Genomic DNA, 24,140 nt, shown 5'->3' on the forward strand with positions numbered 1-24,140 from the left:
TTCCTCCCCTATTTGTTTTTCGTCTTCTTGTCTTTTTCCGCAAAACCCTTATTCAAAACCAATTGTGAGCATATCGGTGTATTGACAGTGCAGTTTGGAATAGAATAGAACAATCGAATTCAAAAGGAGATGCACGATATGTATACGATTTTTGGTAGCTCACGTAAAGGAAACAGTGAATGGCTCGGGGAACAAGCATTGAAAGGAATCCCTCATGTTGCTGTCGATTTGGCGAACGTCTCGATTCAGCCGATTGAAGACCGCCGTCATCACGGAGGCTTTTTGCCGATTGGCGATGACTATCGCCGGATCGTCGAAGAGATGCTTGAACACGATGACATCCTGTTCATCACTCCGATTTACTGGTACTCGATGTCGACGAAGATGAAATTATTCATTGACCGATTCAGCGAGTCACTGCGCGATGAAGAACTTGAATTCAAACGTCGGATGGCAGGGAAACGATTCCACTTGATTGCGGTCGGAGGAGATAATCCACGCGTCAAAGGACAAGCACTCGTCACGCAGTTCGAGCATATCGCATCGTTCCTTGGCGCAACGCTTGAGACAGCGATTCTTGCCGAAGGGAATGCACCAGGTGAGGTCGAGCACGATCAAGAGGCGATTGCCGCAATCGAGGCATTTCGTGAAAAAATGTCAGGAGCACGTGTTTAAGCACTGTTCGTGAAGGGAAATAACTGAAGCAGAGCGCACGACTATCTAGCGTACGACTTAATTCAGGAGGTGGTCAGCCATGTTCGCATCTAAAAAACGATCGAATCGCAAGTGGAAACAACTGACTTCACGCCAGCATATCCTTCATCTTGAACATCTGTATCAATCACGCGAAGAGACGATCGTTCGTGATCGCCTCTCCTTACAACACATCATGGAACGTGCAGTCCGGACCGGACAGACGGTCCACGTCCGATTAAAACAACTCGATACGGTATCCGGTTCGATCCAAGCGATTTTTCATGACCGCGGAACGATTGAACTCGTCACATCGACAGGTATGCGCCGGATGGTGCGATCGTCGGACGTCATCGATATCCAGTGGACGACAACCTAACAGCATGTAACCCCTTCTCAACTAGAGGAGGGGTTTTTGGTTTACATGAGTCCTTTGCCACCGAGCGGGTGGTCTTCGAGCACGCGTTCAACATGCTCGAGCAATGGACGCGCTTGCGTAATCAAACGCCGCGTCACCGGTAACTCTAAAGACGCGAGGTGTGCAGCGGCATCCGTCCAGATTTCACGGACATGTAGCACATCCGGTTCGTCAGAAATACTGATGATGTAGTGCAGACAACTCGGATGAGTCTCTAAAGAAGCCGCAGCTTCAAGTAACAGGGCGATGACGTGGTCGCGTTGTCCGGTTTGAGTCGTAAATGTCGTCCATAATCCATACATCAAGAGGTACCTGATAATGGACGGACTTCTGCGCGCCAACCGTAAGATTCCCCTTCTGCGACTTGAGTCGTCGGATGAAGGGAAGCCAGTTCCATCGCATGATCCAAATCACGTGCTTCAAAGACAATCAAACTGCCAATCTGCTCTCCATGCGCTCGATCCGGCTCTACTTTCTTCTGTACGACCCCATCTTGCCAGTAAAATGCTTGTGTCGTAAGACCCGGGTGCCAGTCTGATAGGACATCGACTTGTTCATTGAAGGTGTTCATCAACGCATCACAACGCGACATCAAAGCATCGATCTCTTCCTTCGATAAAACATCCATTCGGTCTGCATCATAATAACCAACATATAAGAATTGCATTGTCTTTCCTCCTCTCAATTTTCCCATTCCCTTCCATGAGAAGGCTAAACAAAAGCCTCCTGTCTCTGCGCTGAGAAACAGGAGGCTTTTGTATCATTCATCTTTTAACTTGACGTTTTGATCGGCTGGTAACGTCGTCGTCGTTTCCTCGTCTTCAAGTTTCGGAACTCCAGCACCATAATCGGTTGCTTCATCCGTCACGTAAGACGCCGCGAACGCTGGATTCAGTAAATCGGACTTCGAACCGACGATGACGATCCGCCCGTGTCGGACTTCATCTTCTAGATCCTCAGCGACATCCTTCGTCATGCCAAGCTCGGACAACTGAGCAATCCGGTCATTTCGGTTACTCCGGACGGCTGATAATAACGTCTCAAAGAACGACTTCTTCGTCACGCGGTATGGTAACGTCTGTGTGTCATTCGCGATCCGTTCCGCGAGTTCTTCGTCTTTGGCAAAGATGTAAATCTGTTTATTCGAATAGCCACTTGATTTGAGGCTCGTCACTTCTGCGTCGACAGCGGTCATGTTTCGTACGATGCGTGTTTCAAGCATAAAAATCCCTCTCTTTCATGCAGCAAGCTGCTGATAAGAAGTTATACCCGGAACATAATAGTTGAAACCTGAAATTGAAAAATGAATCAAGCAGCAGTCTGGATTGAAGACGCACGCCGCTTTTGCCAGATCGTAAACAAGGCAATCAGAATCATCAGGACGACTTGTGGGATAAGCGTCTCGAGCGTTGGGTAGAAACCAATCCACCCGGCAGTTCCGAGTCCATTGATCGGATGAATCGGTAAGACGTTCGTCAGCTGCAACGCGTGCAGACTCGTACCAAGAATCTTGAACGCCATTAGATAGATTAACCACGACGCGACTTGGAACAGACGATGGATCGGTAAACGGACACCAATCTGGATGACCGCATACGAGACGAGACCGATGATGATGATCGCGAGACCGATTCCGGATAATAAGGCAGTTTTCGTCATCGCTGGTGCCATTCCGATATAAAATAACAACGTCTCGGCGCCTTCTCGGAAGATCGTCAAGAAGCTGACGAAGAACAAGGACGTCGTCGAAAGCGTTGATAAAAAGTGTTTTCGTTTCGCAACGGCGCTTTTCGAGTGCAACCAATAGCCGACGAACAACATGACAACGACCGCGACGATTCCTGTATAGCCTTCGATTTGTTCCCGACCCGTCGCCGCGAACGAGGCCTGAAAGACCGTCTGGAGGATGAGCGCTAACAGACCGCTTGCGATCAGACCAAGCCCAGCGCCTGCCCAAACCTTCCCTTCTTGTTTTGAACGACTTTTCCGTGCGAAAGCAACGAGCGCACTGACGATCAGTAACGCTTCGAGACCTTCCCGCAGCATGACGAGCATTGCATCAACAAACGTATAATGCGTCTTCGTTTGTAATTGTGCGATAGCATTCTCAAACGACTGGAGTTCTTGTGCCGTCTTTTCCCGCGTTTCCGGCGTCAGGCGGGCAAGTAACAGTGGTACATCTGATTCAAGCTGGGAATAGAGACCTTCATTACGTGTCCGGACCTCGCCTTCCGCACGTGGCCAAGTCTTCAGAAACGATTCGAGTGCTTGTTTCGCTTTCGGTAAATCATTTGCAGCTAGTGCGGTTTGCGCCTCCTCGAGTGGCGTCAACAGCGACTGCAGTCCCGTTTTCTTTGCCTGGACCTGCTTTCCGTCGAGGAAAGACTGGACAGCCATATCGAACTGATCAAGCGCGGCTTTCCATTCCTTCGTATCCGCGGAATCACGCGCCGCCGCGATCCGGATCGACGCGAGCGCCATCTCGATATTGCCATAGTGACCGACACTGTCATTACGAACAAGACTTTCGTGCGTCGCCCATGCGGTCAACAATCGTTGCTCCGCTGCCGGACGGTCGCTCGCTTTGACCTGCCGCATTTCTTTCGTCAACGAAAGCAATTGCTTCACCTTTGCTTTCGCGACCGGATCCGTCTTCGGTTTCGTTGCTTCTTCTTGATTCCGGACGGCAGCAGAAAGTGCTGTCAGTTGCTCTCGGACTTCCGGAAACGCTGCCTCTCGTTTAGCATCGACCTGTTTGACGGCTTTCATGATTGCCGCTTGTTGATCAGGTAAGTCTTGAGCAGCTTGTCCTAGTTCATCGATTGCTTGATTCAGTGCCGCGCGATCTTCACTTGCGACGGCAGACAGGGCTTGTCCGATCGCGACATAAAGATCATCCGTCGAAGCAGCATAGACAGGCACCGCGTGTTGACCGGCTATAAGGAGTACAAATACAAGGACGAGATTACGCAAATAACGCATCACCGATGTAGCCCCCTTTCGAGATTCCACCGAAGCAGGCGAAGATGGCACTTCCACGGTGCGTGATGTATTCATTCAATCGGTCCTGTGCGGCAAGACGGCGCTGAATCTCGATGAATTGTTTTGGTGAACGCTGATACGATAAGAAGAGTAGACCCGCATCAAGGGCACCTGTTTTTTCATCGATGCCGTCTTGATACGAATAGGAACGGCGTAAGATCGCTGTCTTTCCGTCCCCGTGCGCGACAGCGGTATGCGAGTCAACCGGTAAGGCGGCTTCGCCACGAGCTTGTCGTTTCGCTGGTGTGACGGAAGCGAACTCGTCTGTAGAGCCAAGCGGAGCCCCAGAAGCGCGTTCGCGCCCGAAGGTCCGTTCTTGCTCTTTTAGGATCGTCCGGTCCCAGACTTCGAGATGCATCTGGATGCGACGGACGACAAGGAACGAGCCGTTCGTCAACCACGGTGTCCCGTCTTGCCACTGACAAAAGAGCGATTCTTTCCGGACCTGCTTCTTCGAGACGTCAGGGTTTCCTGTGCCGTCCTTGAAGCCGAATAGATTACGCGGCGTCCCACCAGAGGCATCTGCTGCTTTACTGCGCTGGAAACCGGCTTGCGACCAACGTATCGCGACCGTCCCACGCCCGACACGGACGAGGTTGCGGATCGCATGGAAGACGACTTGGGCATCATCACCACACACTTGGACGACGAGGTCGCCACCGCTCCATTTTTCGTCCAGACGATCGAGATCGAACGTCGGCAACGGTTTAAGGGCATCCGGTCGTTTATGACGGATGCCGAAGCGACCGTCAAACAGACTTGGACCGCACCCGAACGTAAACGTCAAGTGTCCGGCAGATAATCCATCCGCTTCCCCCGTATCTTCCGGTGGAACGTAACGGGACTCAGAGTCGCCATATGGTAACCCGGCAGCAAGTCTGGCACATAATCGCGTCCAACGCTTTAGTAAATCAACGAGTTCGTCGCGTCGGTCCGTCTTGATATCAAACGCTACGACTTGGACGTGATTTTGTGGTGGAGTCAGAATTCCCGCTTGATACGTACCGTAGAACGGCTCTTGATCACTGGCTTCAACAGTCAATGTCCGCGGAAGAAACTTTTCAAGACCACTGGCATACAGGGCAGCACCGAGACTCGTCAAGCCCGCGACCTTAAGAACGTCACGCCGCGTGACACCTTCTTGGATTGGTTTCATGCTTATCCCTCCAGTACGATGCCCATCTTCGAGAGCGGTTCCGCGAGTTCATTGATGGCGACACTCATCTGTTTGACATCTTGTTTCGAGAGACTCGTATAAAGGACATAGCCATCGCCCTTTTTCTTCGCGTCGAGTAACGCATGGACATCCTTGAAGCGAGCCGCAATCTCTTTTGATAACGCCGCATCTTGTTTTTTCAGCGCCGGGTTCAATAGTTCGTAAATTTTTTCAGCCCCTTCGACGTTTGCCGCGAAGTCATATAAATCAGTATGCGAATAACGGTCTTCTTCCCCTGTCACTTTTGACGTCGAGACCTCGTTCAATAAATCAGTCGCCCCCGTGACGAGTAATTCTGGTGTCACCTCGACCGTCTCGACCTTCGCCCGCAGTAAGTGGACGTCCTTCATCAATTGTTTCGCGTACGCTTCATAACCTTTTGTCGTTCCCTTTTCAAATAACCCTTGTTCGATCCGGTGGTAACCACCCCACTCCGACGCTTTCACGTCGCCTGCTCGCGCATCGATCTTCGGATCAAGGTCACCGAACACTTCTGCGATTGGTTCTGCGCGTTCGTAATACATCCGTGTCGGTGCGTACAATGCTTTCGCTTCTTCAAGCTTGCCAGCCTGTACGGCATCGGTGAATTTTTCCGTCTCGCGGACGAACGTATCGATTTCGTTAATCGCATACGTCCGGTAATCCTCAACGACCTGATCAAAATTCTCTTTTTTCGGTGCTGGTGTCTCCGCCTGTTTCGCTTCACTGCAACCTGCTAAAACGACGGCGAGCGCCCCTGTCATCAATAATGCTTGTTTCATGTATGGTTCCCCCTGTTACTAATTAAGTCAGTTCCTTAAATAGTATAGACGACAATGATAATCGTTATCAATAAAAATTTTTGGCAATAAAAAAAGCTTGAACCGGTTTATTTCAACCGATTCAAGCGCTCTATCAGGCTTGTTCTTTGCGTTTTTTGAAGTACGTCCGTGAAATGATGAACGTGACGATCCCGAAGCCAATGAAGACGAACGCTTTTTGGAATAAGCTCAGGAACGACAAATCGAACAGTAAGAGCTTGACGGCACTGATGGTCAGTAGCAACAATCCGGACAATCGCCACGTCGACGACGTCCGCATCCGACCGATCGCGACAAGGACGAGTGCGAGGACAATATAGGCAGCGGACAACGTCGTACTACGCGCCGTCTCTTCAAGACCGCGGTAGAATGGTAGCTCCATGATGATCAACGTGTAGGTCGTAAAAACCCCGATTGCGGCTAAAACGAGGACAAGTTGCCATGACCCTTTCCAGAGCGGATCACGATGTGTCTGAACGAGGAGCAAGACGAATGCCATTGAAGCGACGACCATCGCGAGAACAGTCAAAGCGTAGGACAAACCTATGTTTTGATAGGATTCATAATCAACGACGGCTGAAAAGATAAAGACGACATACAAGCCGACGTTAAACAACCGTTGATGTGGCATGCGCGCCCGCGGAACGAACCAAAATGCGGCGATCAATCCGGCAATCAAGAAGTAGCGTAGTTGATAAGTCCAGCTGAGGGCATCTGCCGGAATCAAGAGGACGGCGACGAGTAAGGCAACGTGACCGACGCCGTTTTGAGCGGGATCCTTTAATCGTTCCGCAAGCACGTAGGCAATTCCGGCGAACAGAATCGCTACTAGCATTCCGAACGACCAATCAAGGATCAGTAACGTCAGTAAGACGACAATTCCGGCAAGCCAGCTTGGGACGTTTGGCTGAAACTGGATGCGTCGACCGACGAACGACGTCGCACCGTAACCAAAGAGTGCTGCAAGTAAGACCGACCACTCATCAAGTCGTGGTACCTGTTCATCAAGCCAGTAGAGCTCTAACGAGAGTAGACCGAACGCGAGTGCGATCGTCAAGATCACCCAAGCGAAGACGAACGCTTTTTTGGCCTTCAGTCGGTCAACGGCAAAGAAGATCGCTGCGAACAAGACGACTTCGTACAATAAGAAGAGCGGTAAGTTCGGCTCGTCCGATAATTGTAGATACGGTAATAAGAAACCGGTGATGGATACGAGGACGAGCAAGGCTTGCGACCGCATCCAGAGCATCAAACCGTACGCGATGAAGACGACGACGAGCTCAAGTAAGAAAGCTAAAGACGGTGGATAGAATTGATATAAGGCCATCCCGGCGAACAGTGCCGCCAACGCGACGATCGTACCGGTCGCGACAAGTCCGACCCCGAGCTCACGTCGTTTCTTCTCATACTGGTATTCTCCGAGAGCGATGACGAGTAAACCAATCAAGACCCCACTTCCGATGCGGACTGGTGGACTGATCAGACCGGCAACCGAGGCGTAGGAGAAAAGGAATAAAGCCCCGAGTGCAGCGAATATCGCTCCAATCCGGGGTAACCAGACGGTCGCGATGACCTGTTCCCATTCTTCGCGGGAGCGTTTTTCCTTAAATGTTGGTTGAGGAACAACCGGTTTTCGTTTCGTATAAGCAGGGCGCGGAGCTGGGCGAGCGACCGTACTTACTTCTGGTTCGCTCGGTTCAGGTGCGACAGGCGAAGTGTGCTGTCCTTCAAGGGCAGCTACTCGTTGTCGTAACGCCGCGACCTCCTGCTCGAGACGCGTGATCCGTGGATCTTCCATCTCTTCACTTCCTTTCATAGATGCATTGTCATTCTTTTACACACCTAGCAGGTGAACTCCTTCATTTTACAGTAGATTTCGTATCGATATGCCTGAAAATGACAAAAATCCGGTCGCGTCGGAGCGACCGGATGAGGGTTTAACGAACAGATAACGCATATTGTCCCGTTTGATTGAAAACGGATGTGAACTGCGAGCGACTGACACTGTACTTACCGCGGTATGGGTCCGAGACGTAGAACGAACCACTTGAGACACCTGTTACGAGCATGACGTGATAGTTCCGGTAACCTGTGAATGTTTTACCATCCGGTTTGATCCAAGAGAAGTAGCCATATGGATTCTTGAAATCGACCGTTGCCCAGACGATGACTGGGTTACCGCTACGGATTTCACTCTCAATCTTCGAGACGCCCATTTTCGAGATATCAACCGCACCACTGCGGTATTTTTTCGCAAGTGGAAGGATTCCTTTCGGGTAGATGCCCCAGTTCTTGTAGTAGTCGAGCGTACCGGCTGGATTCCCCGTAAACATCTTTTGTGGATCTGCCCAGTAGTACTTCCCGTTCTTATACGTCGCGTTCTTCATGCTTTTTGGCATTTGCTTATAGAGTGACGCAGCAGAGACGGCTTTTTTCTTGTATTCGAGTGCCATCTTCAGTGAAACGAACTCACAGCCAGATGGATACCCGAGTGAATATTGGTTGTAGTACGGGACGTTTAGCTTCTTCGTCGTCGTCGATGGTTTCGACTTCGAGACGTATTGCGTCGAGATATAGCGGTAGCTTCCCTTGTAGAGAATCCGTGTCCAGCTCCCTGACATGCCGTATGTCGCGACGGCAACTCCTTTATTCAGCTGCCCTACGACCTTATACTTCGTTCCAGCACCCGTCCGGACGTTAAGTGTGCCGACCGTCGTATACTTCGTCCCGGTCGATGTGTACTTCGACGAAGACGATTTGACGAAATCCTTGTGTATGTAGCCGATACGGGATTTAAAGCTGATTTTGTACCAGCTGCCAGACGTGCCTTTTGAACTGTAGACGTTTCCTTTGTAAATCTTTCCGAGAATCTTACTCGATGTCGACGGTTTTTCGCGAACGCGCAAAACATCCGTCGTCACGGTTAATTTCGTTGCGGCTTCAGCAATGAGCGAAGGACTGAGTACGCCAACGAAGATGACTGCAATCAGCAGTACGGAGAAAAAACGTTTCATGATAGACCCCCTATGGTGTAATTTGGTGACTCGTTCCCCTTTTCCCAACTTTTTGAAAAAATAATCAACATTTCTTTAGAAAAATCTGAAAAATGAGGAACGTCCTTGTTCGTTATATCAAAAAAACTCGATCATGCCTATGGGCACAGTCGAGTTGTCATCTTTCTGAAATCAAAATAAAATTTAATTTTTAATCGTTAAAATATATGGTGACGGTTGCGCAAATGCTTGTTCGAGCAGATGGGCGACGAACAAAGTATCCTCTTCCTTGACTGGTAGCGGCGCGTCCTCGACGATACTACGGTAAAAGGCGCGATACATTTTACCGTAATCGCCAACAGGACTTGGGATCCGGACGTCTTGCAGATGACCGTGTTCATCATGATAAATTAAACGCCCATAATCGTCTTCTGAATCCTCACCGAACCCCTCTTCTCCTGGGAAGTAGTTCGCTTTCAGATCAAGCTCTTGCCGATCGACGTGTTGTTTGATGAACGTGCCGTTCGTGCCGTGTAACATCCACCGGGGTGCCGGGGCAAGCGCGACATGACTCGTCCGGACGCTGACCTTGAGCTCTGGATAATAGAGATCAATCGCAAATGTGTCGTCTGGATTGTGCGGCAGTCGAACACTACGCACATCAAAGGCGACCTTGTCCGGTTTTCCGAATAAGGCGATGATTTGGTCAAGCGTATGAACACCGAGTCCGTAGAGCGCACCGTTCTCGTGACGCGCGTCAGCTGAAGCCGCTTCTGGGCGGAATAGATCAAATTGCGAGACGACCTCGACGAGACGACCAAGTTTTCCGGAACGGATGATTTGTGCGACGACTTGGAAGTCGCTGTCGTAACGTCGGTTTTGATAGGCAAGAATCTTGACGCCTTGCGCGTATGCTTCCGCAAATAGACGCTTCGTCTCCTCTTCCGTCACCGTAAATGGCTTTTCGACGAGCACGTGCTTTTGATGTTGCAGCGCGAGCAATGCGTATTCGAAATGAGTCGCCGGTGGTGTATTGATGACGACGACATCAAGTGCCGGGTCAGCAAGCATTTCGGACAGATTCGTCGTAAAACGGGCATCCGGCAGTCGATCCTGATAGGAGGCGAACAGCTCCGGTTTTTCCTTCCGATTGTAAATCCAGGTGACGTGATAGTTGTCCTCGATCATCACGTACGGTAAATGGTAACGGGTCGTACTTTTGCCAAAGCCGATGAAGCCGATATTCAATCGCATCCGATCACTCCTTGAACCGTTCTTTTTCTATTACCATACCAAACGAAACGACCGTTGTCTTGATTGAACCGCTTCAGGCTGTCGCTTCGATGCGTTCATACTCATAAATCGAGAAGCCGTCCCGTGTTCCTTGATGGACGAATCCGAAGGACGTGTAATATGCATTGAGAAACTCGTTTGAAGCGACACAGTCGAGTCGTAGGATTTCTCCTTCATCCTCTGTCACAGCAATCGTTTGTTCCAGCAATTTCCGACCGACCCCGCGTCCTTTGGCACGGTCGCTGACGACGATTCGATGGATATACAGACCTTCTACATCATCCCACAAGGATTGATCCCATTCGAGCGAAGGAAGCAGGGCAACGGAACCAAGCAACTCGTTCTGATCCTCAAAGACATATAAGCGACCTGCTTCTAAATCTCGCGCGACGAGTTGCTCGATGTCTTGCTCCAGATAAGCAGACCACTGGCTACTACCACTGGCTTTGAGGGAGAGCGCTTTTTGCTCAAGTAGGGTTGCGATGTTTCGAACGTCTTTTGATGTAGCTTGTCGTATCATGTTATTCCTCCTGTTACAAAAAAATTTCTTCTCTATCCTAACGAATGTACAGCGAGAAGAAAACCTTTTTGCTTCAAGATTTCACGTTTGCCCATTATTTTGTGATTTTTTTCATATTCCACAATTTTATTTCAATGTAACGTATCCTTTAGGAGTGATCTGACCCCCAGTCGTCACAACGGTTAAACGACCGACTTCCCACGAGCCGGTCGTTTTTTGTCGTTCAGGCGAGTTCAACCCAGCGACGCGACAAATTCCGTGCTTGCGCCCGATACTCGTCGTCTTCGACGATCGGATTGCTGAGTCGTGGAGCGGAATCCGTATAGTAGCCGCCGTTATCGAGCGGATCGTCAGTCGTTGCGAGATAGAGTGCCGTCTTCGCGCCGTATTCCGGCGTATAGAGTTTTCCGGTCCAGTATCCGACTTGCGCGACCGGTTTGAGTAACGTCTTCATCACTTTGCCGTACTTGCCGCGATAGAACAGATCCGTATTGACGATTCCTGGGTGGACGCTGACGAACGTGATCCGGTCACCGTGTTTTTCAGCCAGTTCACGCATATGAATCATTTGCAGGAGCTTTGATTCGCGGTAAGAACGCATCGGACTATAGTGTTCTTTTTTGACGTGGGCGATCGCTTCGAGTTCGACGTCGGTCCGAATCAAGCCGCCTTCACCTGCGAGCGACGAAATCGAGATGACACGCGGGTCGTTCCCTTTCTCAAGTAACGGCAATAAGCGCTCAATCAAGTAGAAATGACTCAAGTAGTTGACCTGGAATTGTGATTCGAAGCCGTCCTTCGTAACATGATACGGCGGTACCATGACACCGGCGTTTAAAATCAAGCGGTCGATGCGACCGACTAAATCAAACAGACGATCCGCAAAGCGACGGACGGAGTCCAGTTGATCGAGTTGGACGATTTCGATTTCGAGATGTGTATGCGATACACCATGTTCTCGCAGTAGTTGCACGAGTGCCGTCGCTTTTTTCTGCGAACGGACGGTAGCGATGACCCGATCTCCTCGCTCCAATAATTCTTGAATCGTGACCATCCCCATGCCGGAGTTGGCACCCGTGACGATACAGATGTTCATCCCTTTTCCTCCTTGTGTTCCGTATTGAACGCATGTAGTTCTGCTTCTAGTTTTCCTTTTTCTTTTCGTTTGTACACCTCGTTTTGACGTTATTTTTCGAAATTTTCAAAAAGTAACGTATACTAAAAGAAGAACATGTTATCACGAAAGAGGTGGTCGGATGGAAGAAGGGACGATCTTATTCGTCGCAGGAACGTTACTATTGATTGCGATCATCACGACGAAGTTTGCCGTCCGGTTAAATGTACCGACGTTGATCCTGTTCGTCGTCGTCGGGATCGTGGCAGGGTCAGATGTCACAGGAATCATCAACTTTGGTGATTTCGAGCAAGCTCGTCTCTTTGGGACGATGGCGCTCGTCCTGATTCTGTTTGACGGTGGCTTGCACACGAAGTGGACACACTTCCGGAAAATCCTCCCTGCCGCCCTGTCACTTGCGACCGTCGGGGTCCTTGCAACGACCGGGATCATTGCCGTCGTTGCGTATCTATTACTTGATTTTTCTTGGCCGGTCGCATTATTGATCGGCGCGCTCGTCGGCTCGACTGATGCGGCTGCTGTTTTTTCCTTGCTTAGTGGACGACCGGTCGATGCAAAAGTCAAACATACGCTCGAAGCGGAGTCCGGAACGAATGATCCGATGGCCGTTTTCCTGACGATTTTGTTCACATCGTTTGCGTTAGCACCGGAATCGTTCTCGATCGGTGCGGGTATTCTTTCCTTCATCTACGAGATGGGACTCGGGACACTAGTGGGTCTTGCGATCGGGTATCTCGTCACACAACTGCTGAACCGGATCGAGTTGCCATCGTCCGCCCTTTATCCGACCTTACTGTTTAGCGGTGCTCTCTTCTCGTATGGTCTCGCGACGATTTTGCACGCCAGTGGGTTTCTCGCCGTCTATTTGACCGGGATTTGGATCAACAATCATGACATGATCTACCGTGAGACGCTCAAACGATTCAGTGGCAGCTTGTCGCATTTAGCAGAGATCGGCATGTTCATCATGCTCGGACTGCTCGTCTTCCCGAAACAATTGCTCGATCCCCGGACATTGTTCGTCTCGGCCGTCATCGTCCTGACGTTGATCCTGCTCGCTCGTCCACTTGCCGTCGTCTTGTCGCTGCTTCCGTTTCGGTACACGGTCAAAGAACAGAGTGTCATCACGGCAGCCGGATTACGGGGCGCCGTTCCGATCATTCTCGCGACCTATCCGCTTTCGAGCGGTCTTTCTGAAGCGCCGCTTCTTTTCAATATCGTCTTCTTCACCGTCATGACGTCTGCTCTTTTGCAAGGAACGGCCTTGCCGTGGATCGTCCGGCGGATGGGGCTTGAGACACAGCCCGACACGACGGTCGAACCGTTCCTGAAATTCATGACCGTCACCCATCCACAAGCGGAGATCATCGAGGTCCGCGTTTCGCAAGACAGTCATATTGCGGGGAAGACACTACAGGATATCGAGATGCCCCAGGATGTGCTCGTCGTTGCCATCATTCGTGAAGATGAAATTCTGACGCCGCGTGGTCAGACACGAGTCCTCGTAGACGATCAACTGTTGATTTTGACACCTAAACAAGCGGATCAGGACGTGCGACGGTTGATTGCGTCACTCGGAATATAGATCATTTGACACATCCTCAGGTAGGGTGTGTTTTTTGGTGTGGCTTGGTATACTCAATAAGGAATATAAAGGAGGAAATTTCATGCTGAAGCGATTGCTTGCCGTTATTGTGACAACCGGTCTCGTTTGCACTGTGCTGACGTACATATCCTATACACCGATTACAGAGAGGGAAGCAAATACGATGTACGACTCGCTTGGTTCAACGTTTGTGTCATACGTCATCTTTGCTTTGCCGATCATCTTGCTGTCCGGCTTCTTACTCGACTTCATCATCGGCATGATCATCAACCGGTCATCGACGACATTAGCGTATGTTCCGACAGTCCTCGGTTACGGAGTGTCCGGCATCGTGATCGCGAGTCTCCTGATTCTCTTTACGACGAAGGACGCATTTGATCTGCCGCTCTCTTTTACGATTGCTGCTCTGACGGCAATGATCTATTACAGTCTATCCGTCGTCTTTCATCGATTGTCACAGCACGCGCACTAAAAAACGAACAGGCACGTCTGCTTACTCGCGGACGTGCCTGTTCGTGTTATTCTGCTTCCGTTCGTTCAATCGTGACGACACCCGGCGGACGATGCGGGAAGGTCAACGTCAGACCGGCAAAGCGACAACTATCATCTTCGTTCGGTGCCCGGTGTACCCACTCAATCGTCTCTTGTCGTGCTAGCGCGTGACGAATCCGATTATCGGCTTGTGTGCGCGAGATGCCGCGGCAATCGACGTTCGTGATATACGTCGCTTCGTCCGACTCGATCTGTTGCCAAATCCCGAGGATCAGTTGACCAATCGGACTGACCGATTGACCATCCGGTTCTTCACTACTGACGGCAGCATCGAGCATCTCGATGACAGCGTCACACGTCTCACCGGAAGCAAGCAATCGCGTCGATCCTTGTTGTAGAATCCGGTATCGCGTCACGCCGTTCTCGAGCCACAAGCGCTGTGCGAATGGATTGACCGGAACACCGTGGAAAAATGTCTGCGTCCCGCGCCAAGCAAAACCAAATGATGGGTCGTACGCCCGAATCGTCGCCATGGCGCGATCATGGAATTTAGTGATCGTCTGTCGTTCTGTTTCCAGTAAGGTCCGGATCGTTTCTTCATCCTCTAACGGCATCGTCTTTGGTGTCACGGTGAATAATTCCGATTCCGGTAAGCGGTGTGGCGATAAAATCGTTCCGTCAAATCGATAATCGTTCGCCGGACGTCCAGTACGCCCGACAGATAAGCGCCACGTCCGTTCTTCCGGCATGAAGGCATAACTTTGATGGGCGAAAGGTGGCGCGACGAACAGTCCCGGAAACGGATCGAATGTGTCGACTCGCAGGACGCCACCGTCATACCAGCACTCTTCGATCAGACGGACGAGCCGGCCAACGGGTGCATTACGGTCCGTCAGGTAACGACCTGTATTCGCGTGAAATCCGAGCAGGAACTCGCGCTCTTCTTCTTGGAACGTCACCATTAAGAGTTGGAATAACGAGGCAATCTGCTGCTCGACGAGTTGCGGCTCCTCCTCCGTCTTTGCCTCGAAGGCGACCATCTTCCAGCCGGACCGCTCATACAGATGGATCGTCACCGGAAAGAACAAGAAGGCACCATGTGTCGCTTCGAGCTTGACCATGTCCTGCGATGCTAATCGTTCCGTCAGTAGAGAAAAGCCCATTCGTTCGAAATGATCTTGCAGCCGTCGTTTCCAATGTGTGAACTCCACGCAACCCTCTCCTCTCGCGAATTATGCGCCGCGCTTTCGTAACGGATTCTTTGACCAGTAGATGTAGAGACCAACGAGTCCCGCGATGCCGATGAGATAAGACGGCGTTCCGCTGACTTGAATCAAGACGTCCGGTGCCGGGAAGACCGTCACGAGCAGTGCTTTGTAGGTTGAAAACAAAATGAAGCTGATGACGAATTGAATCCACACCCGCGGTTTGACTTGTTTAAGCTTCGGTGCCGTGATGACTTGTGACATCGCGTCGATCAAGAATAGAGCGATGATCGAGAAGAATAAGTAGTCAATCAAAGCGAACTGGAACAATCCGTCGATCCCTTCTATGAAGATGAACATCAGGATAGAGGAGACATAGTTTCGTGTCCAACGCTTTTGTGTCTCCATCCGGTGTCGCTGTGGTAATTCAGCGATCATCTGATCGAGGCGTGCCTCGACGGATAGACCGTGAATCTCTTCGAATGGACGCTGCTTGCGTTGGGCTTCATAGATATCTGCCCGCAGGCGGTCTTCAATTTCCGTACGGTCCGGTTCTGCGACATTCAGGTTCAAGCGTGGTAAAACGGTTTCTAATAGACGTGTGTTGGCTTTCGTTAATTTCAATCGATTTCCCCCTTTTTCATGTTTAAGTATACTGGGTTTTTGGGAAAAATACGTAGTGGAAGTAAAAGATTGCTTGACGAAACGATGAAGAATGTTCAGAATTATTAAAATATAGCGTCGGAATCAGACAGAAAGGACGTGTCGGACCATGCGTCAAACATTAACGAGCGCCGCTTTGATCACCTTGCTGACAAGTGCGGGCATCGCCTTCCCGTTGGCTGAAGCGAAGCCACCCGTGGACCAAGAACCGGTCGAACTCGATCAACAACAGGAACAAACGCCTGAAACAGAATAACAATAACCCGCGCTCGTGCTTGAGCGCGGGTTATTTCATGTATCACTTGGTTGGGTGACGCGTTCGTCAATCGTGACGGTCCACGTGACGACCGTCGTGCTGTCACGAACGCCCTGTACTTCGATCGTCGAGAGGAGTTCAGCAATACCACCTGATCGTAAAGTGTCCTCCATCTGCTTCGGTTCAGCATACGGTGTTCCCGGGCACTCGAGCAAACCATCCGTCGTCACGAACAATCGGTTGTCCCCTTGCCGCAACTCGCGGACGCCTCGTGTGTAACTCGGCACTGGTAACGCAAAGGTGTTCGCGCGTCCAATCCATTCATAGAACTGTCGCTCATTCAAGGCGGCTTGTCCCATCTTCATCAAATCCGGGTGAAACAGATACAAGACGACGTCACCGACGGAGAACCACCAGATGAAACGTCCTTTGCGGACGGCGATCAAACAAGCGGTTTCCCCTTGCAACATCGCACACGCCGCTAAAAAGTCCGGGTCTTGAAGTAGATCCAGCACGGTCGTCTCGATTCGTCGGAATGCTTCCGTAAGTGGTGCATCAAGATCAGTCCGAATACGCGACTCGTGTTGTGCCAACTGCTGTAAGACAAGTGCCGCACTATCCGCTGTCTTATGAGCGTCTAAGACGACGGTCATCTCCCAATCGTCGCCGATCAAGATGGCAGCCCCGTCTTCGTTTTTATATTGACCGCTTCTTGAGCAGCCTCCGAATCGACCGAGCGTCACCCGACCAATCTGGTCAATCTGCTTCGTGTCGACGAATGGTTCGTCGGATCCGACCCAGTAGTAGGATGATTGTGTCGTCTGCATGCATCAGTCTTCCCTTCTTTACATCTCCCGCAAGTACGGTTGCAGGAATAAGCGTAATCGTTTTTCGTAGTTGTCCGGGTCCATCGTATACGTCTCGTCATGACCGGCATCGCGAACCGGATACAATTGTTTTAATCCCGTTTTTGCTTGATACAGTTCGTACATCATCCGAACCGGGACGAGATCGTCCTTCAGTCCGTGGATGAACATCGTCGGAACCCGACTCTTCGTTGCTTGGCGCGTCACCGAGACATCGCCATAAAAGAAATCTTGCTCACCTTTGTTCCACATGCTCGCGACCGTCAGAGACGGCAGTGCCGGGTAAAGGATTTGTTCATCTGCGAGTAGACTGAACCAGTCGTCGAGTCGGGCGTAAGCTCCTTCAGCAACGATCGCCCGGACTTGTGTCGGTACGGTCTCGCCAGAAGCGAGTAAGACGGTCGATGCGCCGACACCGAGTCCGTGATAGACGATCCGTGTATCGTCTCCGTTTTCAGCAAGCAAGCGCTTCGTCCATTCCAAGACATCCAGTCGATCGAGCCAACCGTAATTCCGGACGCCACCGCTTCGATCCTGCCCACGCCGTTCGATGAGTAAGACATTAAAATCCGCCTCATGGTAATAGCGGGCAAGGGCATAAACACCGGTCTGTGAAAACATCATCTCATCCGGGACGAGGAGGACTGTCTGTTTGCTAACGTCAACCGGTAGATAACGACCGAAGCGGACGAGCCCGTCCTTCGACCATTGCTGTGTCTCGCTCGTTTGTTTGAACCATGTCTCGTCTTTCGTCACCTGTCCGTCCGTTCTCGTCGTCTTCAGAATCGGAGAAGCGTCCGACTGACCGATCAATGTTTCTTGCATTCGGTATCCATCATAGACGATGAACAGTAGCAGACACGTGACGAGCAACACGATGCCGATTCCCCATTTGCGCATGTGCTTCGCTTCCTTTCCGACAGTGAGTCTTTCCTTATTCGTCGTCGGTTTTCACTTCCCCTGCCAACGGGGTCGAAAGGAACGATTGTTTATACCAGCGTTGTAAGGTATCGATATCCGTTCGTTCAAAATAAAGCGCGTTAAAAGCAGTATTGCCCCGTAGTTGAATCTCAATCCGGGCAATCTTCTTTGCTTCGAGCCAGCGAGAAACGGACCAGGTCAATTCCTCGATTTTCAGTCGTGGCGTATAGACGGTCTCTTTTTGGACCCATTGTTTGCGTAACATCAAGAGATCGTGGCCGGTTCCGAAACGGGTCTTTCGGTAACCGCTGCGCACAGCGAAGTAATAGAACGGTAACCAGATGAACAGAAGCAAGATCAGGAAGCGCCATGAGGAATCAAGGACGATGATGACGACACTGCTTAGTGCAGTAAACAACAGCGCATAACCGAGTAACGGCCAACGAACCCGGTAACGAAAGCCAATCGGTGCGACTTCATGCTGCGGACTGAACTGACGAAAGCGCGGCAGATACGTCGCCAGAAACGGATCAATCTCGTTCGTCCGGATGAATGGATGGAGCAATAGTCGCTCCTTCTCTCCGGTCGCCGAGATGATGTGTAAGGACAGACTCGCTCGACCGATCAACCGCTGAATCCAGCTTTCCTGAATGACGAGGGCTTGAATCTTATCGGCATGAAACGCGACCTCGGTCCGGTTCAACATCCCGTACCCAATCAACAATCGGTTGTGTTGCAAGACGGCACGGTACGAACCGTACTTCAAGATATAGACGATGATCGAGCCGATGTAGATGACGAGTAAGACGAGTATGCCAAGTCCCGTCAAAACGAACAACGATAAATGAGCGAGTTCTGAGAACAGTCGATCGACATAACGTTCAATGAACTGATCGATGAATTGATAGGCGGTCCCGATCCCGACGAGCGCTAGTCCGACGCGTCCTGACAAGGCACCGGCTAATGCCAAATCGCGGACAGGGATCGTATAGGCGACTTCCGCCTGCTGTTCTTCGACGACGAGCTGTCCCTCGTTTTTGATCGACGATTTCAGTTCTTTCGCAAAATCAAGTCGGATCCCTTTTAGTTCGACTTCCGGTGTTCCGCTCTCAGACGATGTCTCGACGGTCAACGTCGCAAGACGCAACAGTCGTTCGATGACGTTTTGCTGAATGCCGATCGACTCGATCCGTTTACGTTGCGTCGTCCGTTCACTTTTTTGGAAAATTCCTTTGCGGACCCGAATCGTCTCGGCATCAATCGTGAACGTATAGAAATACCAGGAGGCGATCCCGTATAAGAGGACGAACACAATCCCAACACTGATTCCGATCCACGTATAGGTGTTGATCTCGCCTTTGCGGATCGCATTTAAAATCAAGGCGGCGAACGGAATCAGGAGCGAGCGGATGATCGAGATACTCGACATCACGATGAACAGCGGGTGGACGCGCCGGGTCATAACGATTCCTCCTCCCGCTCCTCGAGTTTCGCGAAGCGTTCGACTTGTGTGCGTAGCGCGTCTCCTTGCGCACGATCGAGTCGTGTCAACGTGACGAATCCGGATGCCGTTCGAATATCCAGTGTGATCAAATCATAGCGACGCAGGATTGGTCCCGTTTGACTGTCAATCAGTTGCACCTTGACGAGCGGCACGGTGACTTCGCGACGGAAAAAGATGCCGTTGCGGACGACGAGAAATTCCTCATCGATACGATAACGCATATACTTCACGCGAAGAACGGGTATGTAGACGATACGGGGAATGAAATAGATCAGCCAAAGCAGACCGACGATGCCCATCCACCAGGGTGTCAGGTCGAGCCACATGACTTGGGTAATCGTCGTTCCAATCAAAATGACGGCGATCAAGCCGTGTAACGGCAACAATCCGAGCCGTTCTGCTCGAATCGATCGTTCTGGCAGCGTATGCCATTGTACAGTAGACATCAAAAAACACTTCCTTTCGTTTCCATTTACGGTTAAAAACGTCGCTTGGTTTCAGACAGCGGTTGACATTTCGTTTGATTTCATCGCATATATAGAAGTGAAGAACTGTAACACCAAGGAGGAACCATGTTAACTTTTGAAGAAAAACTACGAATTATCGAGACCTTCCCACAACTCGTCCGCAAAGATGTCTCGCTAAAGCGCGTCAATTTCCAATTCCCGGACAGTCAGTATGAGAAGAAGAATCTCGTCTATCATTTGCATCCGAACGGGAACGGCTTCGTCTATGCGGCTGGTCTACCAGGTTATGAAACGGACGAAAAAGGATTCGTCAACATCCGTGAATTCTCAGAGCCTGCTTTAATTCTCTTATTAGAAGATGCAATCAAAGCACTCTCGACGGTCCAATCGGTCGAAACACTCGAAGAAACATGGGTCAATGATAACCAGTTCGAATTAACGTTGCTCAATGAAGACATCGACACGTGGCTCGTTTATGCCGGTGATCTTTTAGACGGTGCATTCAACTCGTATAAGGAAGCAGCAAACTATCTTGAAGAAGAAGGCTTCCGCCGTAAATAAGACAATGAGCGATCCGGTTAATCCGGGTCGCTCATTTTCATGACGAGACGATTCAGTGCCGCTTTAACGACGCGTAAGTCTTCTTCGTCGACGTCGAGTGTCCGGACGAGATCAAGCGGAACGGTCTCTGCTTGTTTCCGTAACGCACGACCGGCATCTGTCAAAAAAATCTGGATGTGCCGTTCGTCTTCCGGCTTACGGACGCGTCGCAACAGATCTGCCGCTTCGAGTTTCTTCAGTAACGGCGTCAACGTTCCCGAATCAAGATGGAGCCGTTCACCGATGGCTTTCAGCGATTGTCCCTCCTCCTCCCAGACGACGAGCATGACGAGATATTGCGGATACGTCAGACCAAGTGGTTCAAGTAACGGACGATAACGACGCGTGATCTCACGCGATATCGCATAAAACGGAAAACAGAGTTGTTCATCTAAAGCTAATGGGTTCATAAAAAATTCCTCCTATCGTGAGCAAACGAGTTGCATTTCGATTTAAATTGTATACAATCTAATTGTAAGCTACTTATTTGAATCCAACAACGAAAGGGAGTTACACACATGAAACCAATGTTCACATCATCTGCAACAGCTGTCGGAGGTCGCGATGGACGCGTCGTATCGGAGGACGGAATCCTTGACGTCGCTCTCGCAATGCCTGTACCAGGTTCGAAAAAACAAGCCACAAACCCAGAACAACTCTTTGCTGCAGGATATTCTGCTTGCTTCGACTCTGCATTGAATCTCGTTGCTCGTAAACAAGGCATCAAACACGACGGAAGTGAAGTTACAGCACACGTAACATTAAACGAAGCAGCTGACGGATTCATGCTTTCCGTCGAACTCGATGTTCTCGTCCGCGGGATCTCGGAAGAAGCGGCGGCTGAACTTGCGAAAGTCGCGCATACGGTCTGCCCTTACTCACGTGCAACTGCTGGAAACATCCAAGTCGACGTCTACACACGTACGACTGACGCAGAATAAGTGTAGCATTTCTAGCCAGCCAGAGGTTTACTCTCGGCTGGTTTTTTGTTTTTTATATTAATTTCGGTAGTTGAAATAATTATATTTTTGATGATGAACGGTTGCTCTCACGACAAGAACAACCGCTCTTTTTTCATAGTTGATGGACCGATAAGATGACGAGTTCCCCGGAAACGGTGACATAATAGGCATCCTCGAACCGATAGCGTTCATTGTGTTCTGCGTCGTAAACCGTGACCATCGGTTCCGCGTCGTCTCCGATCGCTTCGTGTAAATAGAAGCGTCCGCGTAGGACGCGTTCGAACGGCTCCTTATCGAGGAATCGGGCACCGTTACGTAAGTTGATCACTTCATGATGGTGTTCAGACCGGTCATTGACGATGAAGATCGTCGACTCAACGTCATCGTACGTGAAGTCGAGCGGTTCATAGTCACTCCACTGAATCCGGGCGACTTCTTCGACACTCGCTTCCGTGTCGATCCGGTAAAAGATTTCTTCGTTTAGACGATCGGTATAGGCACTAAAGATCAGATGCCCTTCCTGTTCCCCGAGATACTGGACGGTATCCCCTTCCCCTTCTAACTTCAACAAGGTTGCAAACGATAAGTGTTCAACACCGCGTTCGATTTCCTCAATCAAGGTCGGCAGTGGGGCAATCAACAGACTTTCCGAGTGGTCGATCGGATCTTCTGGTGAGATGACACCACTTTCAAGGGCGTCATAGAACGAGAACTCATCGAGCCGAGCGTTACAGACGATGTACTCCTTCTCTTCGAGCGTGACGAGAAAGAAATAGAGTTCCCGGTAATTCTCCGTCATCCCGTAGAGCCGTGGATCGCGAATCGTCTGCCGCGATTCATCCTTGACGTCATACAGAAACGCGGACGTCGTATCCGTCGTCTGTAAGAATACGAGATAGTTCTCATTGAGCACCCAGTAGAGCGTCAAATCCCCTTCGACATAAAACGACGCAATCTGCTCCCGTTTGCCGGACAAGAGATCGATGACGAGCACTTCCGTCTCCCCGCCCTGTTCTTGCGTATGTTCATTTAAACAATAGACTCTTCCGTGCCGCACGAACGGTCGGGTTGGTCCGTGATCCGTCAAGGCTTCTGGCGTTAGATCGACCTGTTCTTGATCTTCAAGATCATACCTGCTGATGTGGTAACGAGCGTCATCGAGACGACGTCGAAAATAGATCGACGATGGTGTGACATGCAAAACATCCATATGATCGGCGGGTAAAGCACGGGCATCCACTATTTCCATGATTAATCTCCTCCCGGACACGTACTACTTGTCTTTTTCCCACGAATCGTACTGCTTCAAACAGGGTCTTGCTGTGCGTTTAACGAAGCAGAGTGCTACAATATGGCTAGATGACTACAGGATGAGGAAGGTGCGAAACGGTGCAATCACAAGATTTAAATACGATGATGCTCGAATATGTCAACGATAAGGAAGAATACGATGCCTACGCCGACAAGTTGAAGATGCTCTTGTCCGAGTTGCTCGACGCGGCAGGCATCAAATACCACTCAATCGTCGCCCGGACGAAGGACTCCGAGAGTCTGTATCAAAAAGTCTTACGGCAACCGAACAAATACCGTTCACTCAAGGACGTCCATGACTTGACCGGGATTCGGATCGTCACTTATTTCCATGACGACGTCCGGGAAGCGGCACGAATCATCGAGAATGAGTTCGCGATTGATCGCGATCAATCGGTCGATAAGTCGACGTTGCTCGATACGACGGAATTCGGTTATCTCTCGGTCCACTTCGTCGCTTCACTCAGCGATCAGCGGCTTGCCCTGAGCGAGTATGGTCGCTTCAAGGATTACACGGCTGAGATCCAGATTCGCTCGATCCTGCAACACGCGTGGGCGGAGATCGAACATGATCTTGGATATAAAAATCCGAACAGTGTCCCAGCAGAAGTCCGGCGCAGCTTCAGTCGGGTGGCAGGATTACTCGAAATCGCCGATCAGGAGTTCGTCAACATCAAGAAACAGTTGAAACAATTTGAAGACGAGACCGTTCAACAAATCTTGTCTGACCCCCATCAAGTCCGGATCACGGCAGATAACTTGAACTACTTCATCGATCACTCCCCGGTTATCAACGAGCTCGATAAACGACTCGTTACATCGCAAATGATGCTCGATTCCGATCAACAATTGATCAACGAACTAATTCGGATGTTCCATTATGTCGATATCCGGACATACGGGGAGTTGATTGAAGCCGTGACGACGCACAGTCCACTCGCCTTACGCTGTGCGAAGGTCATGCCGAATCCGTTCCTGCCTCGTCAAGGAATCGGCATCGCCTATATCTGCATGGCGCTGACGATTGCTGGCGAAGATACACACCGAATCGATTACTTCTTCCGCCGCTTCTACCCGGAACTGCGCAACGTCGAAGAGATCGTCGCCCAAGTCGCCCGCGTCGTCGAAACAGATGATTCAAGAGAAAAATATTGATTAAACTAAAATTTTTCACTAT

At 50.4% G+C, this 24,140-nt stretch carries 27 protein-coding genes; 8 read left to right on the forward strand and 19 right to left on the reverse strand.

The genetic code is table 11. The features are described from left to right. Positions 1 to 138 precede the first annotated feature (138 nt). On the forward strand, positions 139 to 675 hold the full coding sequence (locus KNQ14_RS06585; protein WP_035397365.1) for a flavodoxin family protein: 537 nt from the start codon (positions 139 to 141) through the stop codon (positions 673 to 675). A gap of 79 nt (positions 676 to 754) precedes the next feature. Beyond that, a complete protein-coding gene (locus KNQ14_RS06590; protein WP_023468315.1) occupies positions 755 to 1,072 on the forward strand; it encodes a hypothetical protein in 318 nt (105 codons plus the stop codon). Positions 1,073 to 1,113: 41 nt separating this feature from the next. Here the strand turns inward: KNQ14_RS06590 and KNQ14_RS06595 are convergent, their stop codons facing one another. From KNQ14_RS06595 to KNQ14_RS06645, 11 genes are all read right to left on the reverse strand, one after another. After that, positions 1,114 to 1,413, reverse strand: a complete 300-nt coding sequence (locus tag KNQ14_RS06595) for a putative quinol monooxygenase (protein WP_041255111.1) — start codon at positions 1,411 to 1,413, stop codon at positions 1,114 to 1,116. Further along, complete coding sequence (locus tag KNQ14_RS06600) at positions 1,413 to 1,778, reverse strand: YciI family protein (protein WP_023468313.1); 366 nt, start codon at positions 1,776 to 1,778, stop codon at positions 1,413 to 1,415. The genes KNQ14_RS06595 and KNQ14_RS06600 overlap by 1 nt, the downstream gene beginning before the upstream one ends. A gap of 93 nt (positions 1,779 to 1,871) precedes the next feature. Beyond that, positions 1,872 to 2,333 carry a YflT domain-containing protein gene (locus KNQ14_RS06605; RefSeq protein ID WP_023468312.1) on the reverse strand — a complete coding sequence of 154 codons (462 nt, stop codon included), beginning with the start codon at positions 2,331 to 2,333 and terminating at the stop codon, positions 1,872 to 1,874. Between the two features lie 86 nt (positions 2,334 to 2,419). Beyond that, positions 2,420 to 4,093, reverse strand: coding sequence for an FTR1 family protein (locus KNQ14_RS06610; RefSeq protein WP_214860418.1), 1,674 nt, complete (start codon positions 4,091 to 4,093; stop codon positions 2,420 to 2,422). Beyond that, positions 4,077 to 5,309 carry an iron uptake transporter deferrochelatase/peroxidase subunit gene (gene efeB / locus KNQ14_RS06615; RefSeq protein ID WP_251138283.1) on the reverse strand — a complete coding sequence of 411 codons (1,233 nt, stop codon included), beginning with the start codon at positions 5,307 to 5,309 and terminating at the stop codon, positions 4,077 to 4,079. The genes KNQ14_RS06610 and efeB overlap by 17 nt, the downstream gene beginning before the upstream one ends. 2 nt (positions 5,310 to 5,311) lie before the next feature. Further along, positions 5,312 to 6,130: an iron uptake system protein EfeO gene (gene efeO / locus KNQ14_RS06620; protein ID WP_023468309.1), complete on the reverse strand. Its 819-nt coding sequence runs from the start codon at positions 6,128 to 6,130 to the stop codon at positions 5,312 to 5,314. A gap of 133 nt (positions 6,131 to 6,263) precedes the next feature. Next, entirely contained in the window at positions 6,264 to 7,967 is a 1,704-nt protein-coding gene (locus KNQ14_RS06625) for a DUF2339 domain-containing protein (protein WP_214860175.1), read from the reverse strand. A gap of 139 nt (positions 7,968 to 8,106) precedes the next feature. After that, positions 8,107 to 9,183, reverse strand: a complete 1,077-nt coding sequence (locus tag KNQ14_RS06630; RefSeq protein ID WP_214860176.1) for a C39 family peptidase — start codon at positions 9,181 to 9,183, stop codon at positions 8,107 to 8,109. Between the two features lie 183 nt (positions 9,184 to 9,366). Beyond that, a complete protein-coding gene (locus tag KNQ14_RS06635; protein WP_214860178.1) occupies positions 9,367 to 10,416 on the reverse strand; it encodes an oxidoreductase in 1,050 nt (349 codons plus the stop codon). A 73-nt stretch (positions 10,417 to 10,489) separates the two neighbouring features. Next, positions 10,490 to 10,975, reverse strand: a complete 486-nt coding sequence (locus KNQ14_RS06640; protein WP_214860180.1) for a GNAT family N-acetyltransferase — start codon at positions 10,973 to 10,975, stop codon at positions 10,490 to 10,492. Positions 10,976 to 11,198: 223 nt separating this feature from the next. Beyond that, positions 11,199 to 12,071 (reverse strand): SDR family NAD(P)-dependent oxidoreductase, encoded by an 873-nt coding sequence (locus KNQ14_RS06645; protein WP_214860181.1) that lies wholly within the window; start codon positions 12,069 to 12,071, stop codon positions 11,199 to 11,201. A gap of 160 nt (positions 12,072 to 12,231) precedes the next feature. On the opposite strand from KNQ14_RS06645, the gene KNQ14_RS06650 reads away from it, so the two are divergent. Both KNQ14_RS06650 and KNQ14_RS06655 read left to right on the forward strand, forming a co-directional pair. Then, on the forward strand, positions 12,232 to 13,695 hold the full coding sequence (locus KNQ14_RS06650) for a potassium/proton antiporter (RefSeq protein ID WP_214860183.1): 1,464 nt from the start codon (positions 12,232 to 12,234) through the stop codon (positions 13,693 to 13,695). Positions 13,696 to 13,777: 82 nt separating this feature from the next. Further along, positions 13,778 to 14,188 (forward strand): hypothetical protein, encoded by a 411-nt coding sequence (locus tag KNQ14_RS06655; protein ID WP_214860185.1) that lies wholly within the window; start codon positions 13,778 to 13,780, stop codon positions 14,186 to 14,188. A 46-nt stretch (positions 14,189 to 14,234) separates the two neighbouring features. On the opposite strand, the gene KNQ14_RS06660 is transcribed toward KNQ14_RS06655, so the two are convergent. Both KNQ14_RS06660 and KNQ14_RS06665 read right to left on the reverse strand, forming a co-directional pair. Continuing rightward, positions 14,235 to 15,419: a hypothetical protein gene (locus KNQ14_RS06660; RefSeq protein ID WP_214860187.1), complete on the reverse strand. Its 1,185-nt coding sequence runs from the start codon at positions 15,417 to 15,419 to the stop codon at positions 14,235 to 14,237. 21 nt (positions 15,420 to 15,440) lie between these two features. Beyond that, positions 15,441 to 16,037 carry a hypothetical protein gene (locus KNQ14_RS06665; RefSeq protein WP_023468300.1) on the reverse strand — a complete coding sequence of 199 codons (597 nt, stop codon included), beginning with the start codon at positions 16,035 to 16,037 and terminating at the stop codon, positions 15,441 to 15,443. A gap of 148 nt (positions 16,038 to 16,185) precedes the next feature. On the opposite strand from KNQ14_RS06665, the gene KNQ14_RS06670 reads away from it, so the two are divergent. Further along, a complete protein-coding gene (locus KNQ14_RS06670; RefSeq protein WP_023468299.1) occupies positions 16,186 to 16,332 on the forward strand; it encodes a hypothetical protein in 147 nt (48 codons plus the stop codon). A gap of 35 nt (positions 16,333 to 16,367) precedes the next feature. On the opposite strand, the gene KNQ14_RS06675 is transcribed toward KNQ14_RS06670, so the two are convergent. The 4 genes from KNQ14_RS06675 to KNQ14_RS06690 are packed head-to-tail and all read right to left on the reverse strand — an operon-like array spanning position 16,368 to position 20,069. Next, on the reverse strand, positions 16,368 to 17,159 hold the full coding sequence (locus tag KNQ14_RS06675) for a PP2C family serine/threonine-protein phosphatase (protein WP_214860189.1): 792 nt from the start codon (positions 17,157 to 17,159) through the stop codon (positions 16,368 to 16,370). 18 nt (positions 17,160 to 17,177) lie between these two features. Beyond that, entirely contained in the window at positions 17,178 to 18,098 is a 921-nt protein-coding gene (locus KNQ14_RS06680; RefSeq protein WP_214860191.1) for an alpha/beta hydrolase, read from the reverse strand. A 34-nt stretch (positions 18,099 to 18,132) separates the two neighbouring features. Further along, a complete protein-coding gene (locus tag KNQ14_RS06685; protein ID WP_214860193.1) occupies positions 18,133 to 19,581 on the reverse strand; it encodes a PH domain-containing protein in 1,449 nt (482 codons plus the stop codon). Continuing rightward, positions 19,578 to 20,069 carry a PH domain-containing protein gene (locus KNQ14_RS06690; RefSeq protein ID WP_064300972.1) on the reverse strand — a complete coding sequence of 164 codons (492 nt, stop codon included), beginning with the start codon at positions 20,067 to 20,069 and terminating at the stop codon, positions 19,578 to 19,580. The genes KNQ14_RS06685 and KNQ14_RS06690 overlap by 4 nt, the downstream gene beginning before the upstream one ends. A gap of 126 nt (positions 20,070 to 20,195) precedes the next feature. On the opposite strand from KNQ14_RS06690, the gene KNQ14_RS06695 reads away from it, so the two are divergent. Next, on the forward strand, positions 20,196 to 20,651 hold the full coding sequence (locus tag KNQ14_RS06695) for a hypothetical protein (RefSeq protein WP_023468294.1): 456 nt from the start codon (positions 20,196 to 20,198) through the stop codon (positions 20,649 to 20,651). A gap of 17 nt (positions 20,652 to 20,668) precedes the next feature. Here the strand turns inward: KNQ14_RS06695 and KNQ14_RS06700 are convergent, their stop codons facing one another. Beyond that, positions 20,669 to 21,100 carry a MarR family winged helix-turn-helix transcriptional regulator gene (locus KNQ14_RS06700; protein WP_029341686.1) on the reverse strand — a complete coding sequence of 144 codons (432 nt, stop codon included), beginning with the start codon at positions 21,098 to 21,100 and terminating at the stop codon, positions 20,669 to 20,671. Between the two features lie 108 nt (positions 21,101 to 21,208). Between KNQ14_RS06700 and KNQ14_RS06705 the strand changes: the two genes are divergently transcribed. After that, entirely contained in the window at positions 21,209 to 21,631 is a 423-nt protein-coding gene (locus tag KNQ14_RS06705) for an organic hydroperoxide resistance protein (protein ID WP_029341685.1), read from the forward strand. Positions 21,632 to 21,764: 133 nt separating this feature from the next. Here KNQ14_RS06705 and KNQ14_RS06710 read toward each other — a convergent pair whose 3' ends face one another. Further along, positions 21,765 to 22,901, reverse strand: a complete 1,137-nt coding sequence (locus KNQ14_RS06710; RefSeq protein ID WP_058713078.1) for a hypothetical protein — start codon at positions 22,899 to 22,901, stop codon at positions 21,765 to 21,767. Positions 22,902 to 23,041: 140 nt separating this feature from the next. Between KNQ14_RS06710 and KNQ14_RS06715 the strand changes: the two genes are divergently transcribed. Beyond that, the gene (locus tag KNQ14_RS06715) at positions 23,042 to 24,118 is read left to right on the forward strand and encodes a GTP pyrophosphokinase (protein WP_231681756.1); all 1,077 of its coding nucleotides are present in this window, start codon (positions 23,042 to 23,044) and stop codon (positions 24,116 to 24,118) included. Positions 24,119 to 24,140 lie beyond the last annotated feature (22 nt).

This window comes from Exiguobacterium sp. s161, from assembly GCF_018619045.1.
Taxonomy (GTDB): domain Bacteria; phylum Bacillota; class Bacilli; order Exiguobacteriales; family Exiguobacteriaceae; genus Exiguobacterium_A; species Exiguobacterium_A indicum.